General features: G+C 63.0%; 8 protein-coding genes and 1 pseudogene. 1 reads left to right on the top strand and 8 read right to left on the bottom strand.

Features of this window, described 5'->3' with window-relative positions:
* Positions 1-301, top strand: a 301-nt coding sequence (locus JOZ76_RS12695) for a hypothetical protein (protein ID WP_291698973.1), incomplete at its 5' end; no start/stop codon positions are given.
* Here the strand turns inward: JOZ76_RS12695 and JOZ76_RS12700 are convergent.
* From JOZ76_RS12700 to JOZ76_RS12735, 8 genes and pseudogenes are all read right to left on the bottom strand, one after another.
* Positions 266-826: a hypothetical protein gene (locus JOZ76_RS12700; RefSeq protein WP_291698974.1), complete on the bottom strand. Its 561-nt coding sequence runs from the start codon at positions 824-826 to the stop codon at positions 266-268. The genes JOZ76_RS12695 and JOZ76_RS12700 overlap by 36 nt on opposite strands.
* Before the next feature lie 3 nt (positions 827-829).
* The gene (locus JOZ76_RS12705; RefSeq protein ID WP_291698975.1) at positions 830-1,648 is read right to left on the bottom strand and encodes an FAD:protein FMN transferase; all 819 of its coding nucleotides are present in this window, start codon (positions 1,646-1,648) and stop codon (positions 830-832) included.
* Entirely contained in the window at positions 1,645-2,103 is a 459-nt protein-coding gene (locus tag JOZ76_RS12710) for an FMN-binding protein (protein ID WP_291698976.1), read from the bottom strand. Before JOZ76_RS12710 ends, JOZ76_RS12705 begins: the two co-directional genes overlap by 4 nt.
* Positions 2,104-2,114: 11 nt before the next feature.
* Complete coding sequence (locus tag JOZ76_RS12715; protein ID WP_291698977.1) at positions 2,115-3,002, bottom strand: hypothetical protein; 888 nt, start codon at positions 3,000-3,002, stop codon at positions 2,115-2,117.
* A 217-nt stretch (positions 3,003-3,219) separates the two neighbouring features.
* Positions 3,220-3,327 carry a hemin uptake protein HemP gene (hemP, locus tag JOZ76_RS12720; RefSeq protein ID WP_291698978.1) on the bottom strand — a complete coding sequence of 36 codons (108 nt, stop codon included), beginning with the start codon at positions 3,325-3,327 and terminating at the stop codon, positions 3,220-3,222.
* Between the two features lie 236 nt (positions 3,328-3,563).
* Complete coding sequence (locus JOZ76_RS12725; protein WP_291698979.1) at positions 3,564-4,334, bottom strand: LamB/YcsF family protein; 771 nt, start codon at positions 4,332-4,334, stop codon at positions 3,564-3,566.
* A gap of 25 nt (positions 4,335-4,359) precedes the next feature.
* Positions 4,360-5,397 carry a biotin-dependent carboxyltransferase family protein gene (locus JOZ76_RS12730; RefSeq protein WP_291698980.1) on the bottom strand — a complete coding sequence of 346 codons (1,038 nt, stop codon included), beginning with the start codon at positions 5,395-5,397 and terminating at the stop codon, positions 4,360-4,362.
* Positions 5,394-5,488, bottom strand: a pseudogene (locus JOZ76_RS12735) (5-oxoprolinase subunit PxpB); the annotation flags it as partial. The gene JOZ76_RS12730 and the pseudogene JOZ76_RS12735, both read right to left, overlap by 4 nt.

The following is a 5,488-nucleotide window of genomic DNA, read 5'->3' on the forward strand; positions in this document are numbered from 1 at the left end:
ATATCAGCATCGTTATTTTCCGCCGCGCCTTGAAACCGGAGCTCGGGGTTCTTTGTTCTGGTCCGAATACCTCGTCGTGATCGACCTGGAGAAGGACCATGTACCACCTGTCGGATCAGGCCCGGATGAATTTCCACGGGCGCTCGCCTCCGACGAGAAGCGGGACAATTTTGATGGTATTGGCCTATGGCGCGCTCGCGATCATCGCGGGTGTGGTGTTCGGGACGTTGTCAGTCCATCCATTCTAACGCGCGATGTCGTCTGGCTAGCCATCGCGTGCTTCAGCCAGATTGTGGTTTGAGCAATGGTCCCTCGGGTCAACGCCGAGGGACTTTTTTTTAAGAACCGTTTCGCAAAAGTCTGGATCCTGCGTCAGGAAGGGCGCGGCAGCGGACGCACCGTTGCCGGCGGCCACGTGCTGGCTTCTCTCCCTGAGGAATGCGTGCGCGGGAAACAGCGCGAGGCAGGCGAAGCCGAAGATCAGATGCAGCCATTTGGCCGGCGCATGCATCTCCTCACTGCCATAGTAGAGCACCAGTGCGGTGGCGCCGAGAATGGCGATGGCGCCGGTTACCGTCAGGCCAGTGACGAGGTTGCGCCGGCGCTGCCATCCAGTGCGGACGTGGACCGGTAGCAGCGAGCCGACGGTAACCAGCAGGGCATAGGACGAGGCGCCATGCAGAACCAGCAGCATGTGCGCGATGTCGGCCATCTCGTCTTGCTCGGCAGACATGACATCGTGCAGAACGAACCAGAGCAGGCCGGACAAGCCTACGGCCGCGGCCGTCGAGAAGATTGCAAATTTTTGCCAGAAGCCAAGGCGCATCGGTCAGGCCACCCTGACTTCGGCGATGTCGGCTGACGTCACGAATGCGATCGCACCAAACCGTGCAAAATAGCCGGCGTGCGCGTCTTGGGTCTGGACCAAAACTTTGGTCAAGGCATCCGCGAGCAGGCAGGTTGGCGCCACCACGGAATAGGCGTGGTGCGACCCCGGCGCGGGCAGCCGGGCACGCTGTTTCATGACGGTCGCAGCCGCCTCGGAGGTCGCGATCGCCGCATTCCGCAACAGGCCGGCCTGTACGGCGCGACCATCCAGACCGGGGCATCGGATATGAATGGTTCGCGCCGTTTTGCCCATGGCCCGCATGTCGCCACCGGCGTTGACCAGGGCCTCGCGCACGCCATGCGCACGCAGGGTGACAATCGCGCGGTCAACGGCAAAGCCCTTGGCAATGCCACCGAGGTCGATCGCGATGGGAGCCGAAAACCTGACCCGATTGTCGGACAGGAGCTCGACGGCTGCAAAGCTGCCGCTTTCAACATGGCCGAGGCCCTGTGAAGGCAAGCGCCCGCTGCGCATCAGCTCATGGCCGACGGCGCAGTCGAACAGGCCGCCACTTGCATCGAACAAGATCCGCGCCTTTTCGAGCACCTTCGCGGTCCAGCCATCGACGATGACCGGCTCGGAGGCGGCGTAACGATTGAGGCGCGACACGTCGCTCTCGCCATCGTGGAAACTCATCAGCCGGTGTACCCGCGCGATGGCGCCGAAGGCGGCATCGATCGCGCGCGCCAGCGCCGGCTCGGCAAGGCCGGCCACTTCAATTTCCACATAGGTCCCGAGCAGGGGGCGCGCCCGTTTCATCGCTTGCCCTTCAAACTGGTCTCATAGACCTGCAGGATGCGCTTGACGCCATCGGTGACATGCCGCGAGGAGAGCGTCGCGCCGCTGATGTTGGTGATGTCGCCGTTGAGCTGCAGCGGCGAGCTCGCGCTCTTGCCGACGAATTGCGCGCGCCACGGCGCTTCACGCACCTCGTAGCCATAGGATTCCTTGTAATCCATGATCTCGATCTGCTTCACCGTGCCGTTCGAATGGATGCCGACCGCAAGCGTGATGTATTCGTGCTTGCCGACCACCCGGTCCACGATGACATAGCCGCCGTTCGATGCCCGCCAGGCGTTGGGCAGGCTGGTCGCCGAAAAGCTCGCGCCGGGAAAGATCGCGCGCTGCACCTGCTCGACCGAAAAGTAGGTCGTGGCGTGGGCCGCGGTGGAGATCACCGCGGCGGGAAGCCAGATCCATTGACTTGCTTTCATGCGCCTTGCCCTCAGAACGTGTAGCCGGCCTTGAGCCGGAAACGAAATTTTTCGAAATCATTGTCGAGCACGAAACCGTTGACGAGGGTCCCCGGCACGGTATCGCTGTGCACCGTTGCCCAGGGCATCTGCCACAGCGCGGTCGCCGTGAAGAAGAAACGCTCGCCGCCGAAATGAAGGGTCGGACCGAGGTGGTAGGCGCTGTTCGACAGATGAGTGAAATTGAAGCTGTTGTATTCCCGCTCGTTCAGAAATTCGAATCCGGCGGACCAGTTTTCGATGAAGCGGTAGGAGGCGGCCAGCGCGAAATTAGCGTCGGTCTCCTCCTGCCAGTTGAACACAGAGGGATCGTCATCGCCGGGCAGATTGCGAAACTCGGGCGCATAAGTGAAGTTGAACGCGATGGTCAAAAGATCGTCAAAAAAATTCTTCTGCAGGATGATCTTGTTTTCCAGCTCGAAGAAATTCTTGCCGATCGTCGGCTCCGTGTAGAGGGCAAGCCCGATCGGATCGGTGTAGGGGCTCAAAATCCTGTAGATCGCCTCGCCGGAGATGCCGGTGAAGCGCGAGGCGCGAAAGATGTCATCCGGCCCGACCACGTAATCGGCGAACTGTTCCGGCGGCGTCGTCGCGCCGAACGGGCCGTTGTGGAAGGCTTGCGTCCAGTTGTAGTTGGCATAGAGCGCGACCTGCAGCCGGTCGGTGAGGCCGTATTCGAACTCGGTTCGGCCCTCGAGCTGATCGTAGAAGCCGCCGTTCTTCTGGTGCCGCCATGTGACCCATTGTTCGACCTCCGATTTGCCCTGGGGCAGCAGATCGGTGGTGTAGACGAAGGCGAACATCGATTCTTCGGCGCCGGCCGCCGATGCGAACATTGCTAGCAGCAGTGCGAGCGCCACGCTCCGGCATCGCCTCATTGACATCGTGATGTACGGCCGCGCCGCCCCGAATTTCTTGTCCATCGCCAACCCCTTGCTGATCTGGATCCATGTTCTCGGACCCGCAATTTGCTGGCTTCCCGTGCCCTTGGGGACAGAGGTGGCTGGCTGAAAGCCTTCAAAGATTCGTCGCGCGGGAGTGAAGGCCGGATGCTGCCGGCGACGTGGTTGCGGCAGCCTATTTCGTCAACAGAAGCTTGCCCGCGGCGGTCAACTGCAATCGATAGTTCTTGTCCCGATGGCGAATGATGACGAACTTGCCGTCGCCCAGGATTTCGCCGCTCAAGATTGTGCGCGGGAGTCCCGCGGGAGGCCGGGCCGCAATCGGCCGGTCGCTATCGTTCAATGTGTCCGTCATCGCATGCCCGTGAAATGGTCGTATGATTGCCCTCTTTCTGACACGCGCGGGCGATCGTCAACGAATGCGATTGCCAATTACATGGATTCTAAGGGCAGGGGTATGAAGTGGCCTGCGCAACCGGCGCGACGCAATTTGGGATACTCCCAATTTTGTCAGAACCGTCAGCTCGCGCGCTTGAAGGGTGCCACCTCGATGCCGCTGTCCTTGAGCGCCCGGCGCACACCGCGCGCGATCTCGACCGCGCCCGGCGTGTCGCCGTGAATGCAGACGGTATCGGTGCGCATCCTGATCACCTTGCCCGTCACCGAGACCACGGCGCCGTCCTGAACCATTCGCGCCACGCGTTCGGCAATGGTCTTTGCGTCATGCAGGACTGCGCCCGGCTTGCGCCGCGACACCAGCTTGCCGTCATCCTCATAGGCGCGGTCGGCAAACACCTCGTGCACCATCGGCAGGTTGGCCGCCTCGCCGGCCTGCACCAGTTTTGAATTGGCCAGCACCACGAAGACGAGACTTGGATCCACGGCCTTGATCGCATCGGCGATGGCGCGCGCGGTCATGTCGTCCTCGCAGGCGACGTTGGAGAGCGCGCCATGCGCCTTGACGTGTGTAACTTTGTAGCCGGCCGCGGTCGCGATCGCCTGCAGCGCGCCGATCTGGTAGGCGACGAGATTTTCGATCTCTGAGGACGTCATGTCCGGAACGGGCCGCCGGCCAAAACCGTGCAGATCGCGATAGCCGGGATGGGCGCCGACCGAGACGCCGCGCGCTTTGGCAAGCTCCACCGTCTTGCGCATGATGTCGGCATCGCCGGCGTGAAAGCCGCAGGCGACGTTGACGGAGGTCGCGAGCTCGATCATCGCGGCATCGTTGCCCATTTCCCAGGGTCCAAAGCTTTCGCCGAGATCGCAGTTGAGATCGACTGTTTTCATGTCGCCGCTTCTCCCAATGTGATTCTCATTCGCCCGTCAGCGCGTGCCATGTGCCGGCGTCGATGGCGCTGACGGCGCTGCCGGCTACATTAGCATGCTGCAGGGCATCGATGTTGAGATCGAAGACCTCGAGCGCGCTGACACGATCGGGCAGGCTCTGCAGCAGTTTTGCGTGAGCTTTGGCCTCCGCCTGCGCCTCGGCCATGCCGACCGCCTTGAATTGAAAGCCGGTCCCGGCCGGGATCTGGGCAAAGCGGCCGAAATCCGCCGAGATCACGGTGGCGATTTTCGGGTAGCCGCCGCTGGTGCCGCGGTCGCGCATCAGCACGATCGGTGCGCCGTTGCCGGGCACCTGGATGCTGCCATCCACCGTGCCGTCGGAGACGATGTTATGGCTGCCGAGATGCCGGATCACGGGCCCGTCCAGGCGGTAGCCCATGCGATCGCTGGTCGCCGAGATGCTCCATGTGCTGTCGAGAAACAAGGCCTTCATGTCCGCGGCGAACTCGTCGTCCTGGGGACCAAGCACGACACGGATCGGCCCTTGGGGAGGCTTTGGGAGTTCGATCCGCCGCTCCGGCCCACCGCTTGCAGCACCGACTTGCAGCGCGTCGCCAGCCTGCAGCGGCCGTGGATAGGGGCTGCCGAGCCCGGCACGCGCATTGACGGCGAGGCTGCCGAAAATCGGCTCGCCGGCGATGCCGCCTTCGATCGCCAAATAGCTGAACGCGCCGCCGCGCGCGAAACCGACGGTGAGCGTCTCTCCGTCTGCGATCGTCACGGAGCTGTCGAAGGTGACATTGCGGCCGGCAATCTCGGCGCTGCGCGAGGCGCCCGAGAGCGCGACGCGGACGGCACCATCGCGTGCGGTGAAAGCGGCGGCGAACGGGCCGATCTCGATGCCTGCGGCCAGCAGGGCATTGCCGACGAGCGCGTTCGCCGCCGCCAGCGCGATCAGGTCCATCGCGCCGCTCGGCGTCAGCCCGTAGCGCTGGGCGCCGTGGCGGCCGCCGTCCTGCACCGAACTCGCAGGCCCGATAGTGGTGACGACAAGACTGGTCATGTGGCGACCAGCTCGGCGATGATCTCGCCGGCCTCCGCGGCGCGATCCTGCTCGGCGAAGCTCTTTGCATCGATCGCGTAAAAATTGATGC

The organism is Bradyrhizobium sp., assembly GCF_019244115.1.
In the GTDB taxonomy this organism is placed as follows: Bacteria; Pseudomonadota; Alphaproteobacteria; order Rhizobiales; family Xanthobacteraceae; genus Bradyrhizobium.